1 protein-coding gene is annotated in these 910 nt (G+C 69.5%); it reads right to left on the reverse strand.

The window, feature by feature from the left end; genetic code table 11:
• Positions 1-8 precede the first annotated feature (8 nt).
• On the reverse strand, positions 9-500 hold the full coding sequence (locus C1I97_RS38005; RefSeq protein ID WP_146608454.1) for a hypothetical protein: 492 nt from the start codon (positions 498-500) through the stop codon (positions 9-11).
• Between the last annotated feature and the right edge of the window lie 410 nt (positions 501-910).

The raw sequence follows: 910 nt of genomic DNA on the forward strand, positions 1-910 counted from the left end.
GCTCCGGGTCACAGTGACCAGCTGAGATCCCTGTCGAGCCCGGGGCGGTTCGGGGAGCCGATGTGGTCGCCGGCCGTGGCCCAGCTGTGGCTGAAGGCGACGGGAATGTCCAGGGCGAGGAAGTTCTTCCCGTCTGCCGTTCGGGCGCGCAGGTGGATCCGATGCCTCGCCACCGGCACCGCCCCGGGGATCTGCAGGTCCCAGGTCTGCCTCCACGGCCCGGCGGGCGGCCGGGGGTCACCCGAGAGGCCCGTGCCCATGCTTGCCAGCAGATCGGGCAGTCCGTAGCTTTTGTCCAGTATTTTCATCGGGCCGATCTTCATGATCACCCTGCAGGTGACCCGGGTCAGGTCGACCGTCTCTTTGAGGTGGCTGTGCATCTCCCAGCGGACTTGGTGTCCAAGGCGCGGCGATGCGGGGGTCAGAGTGATGTCGAGGATGTCCATGATGTAGCTGGCGTCGCTCGCGTCCTCCACCAGGCAATTGCTCATGTCGCTCATCCCGTGGTGTTGTGAGGGGAAGTGCCGTGTGGTCGCGTGGCTTGTCACTCCGCCCCGGGCCCGTGTGCGTGCGGTCACGGGCCCGGGCAAGGAGAGCCGGACCAGAGGGGCGGCGTGCGCTTTCGTCACCCGTTCGGGCTCGCCCGTCCGCCGCGAAGGAGAGCCGGTGGCCGTTGCCCGGGAACAACGCCAACGGCAGGTGTTCCAGCGGGAATCGGCTGGCGGGCGAGCCGGTGGGGCGGGAGGACGTCGGCGCGGACGGGCTCGCAGCGCCCACTGTCCGGTTTAGCATGGCGTGGCAGGCGCGTGGACCCTCGGGTAGTGGTCAGGTGTGGGCACCACGAGCCGGGTGCCCCCGGGGGGGCTGAGACCGGAACCCCGGCCCGATTACGGCGGGCCGGGGTTCTACA

The sequence above is a fragment of the Streptomyces sp. NTH33 genome (genome assembly GCF_003236365.1).
In the GTDB taxonomy this organism is placed as follows: Bacteria; Actinomycetota; Actinomycetes; order Streptomycetales; family Streptomycetaceae; genus Streptomyces.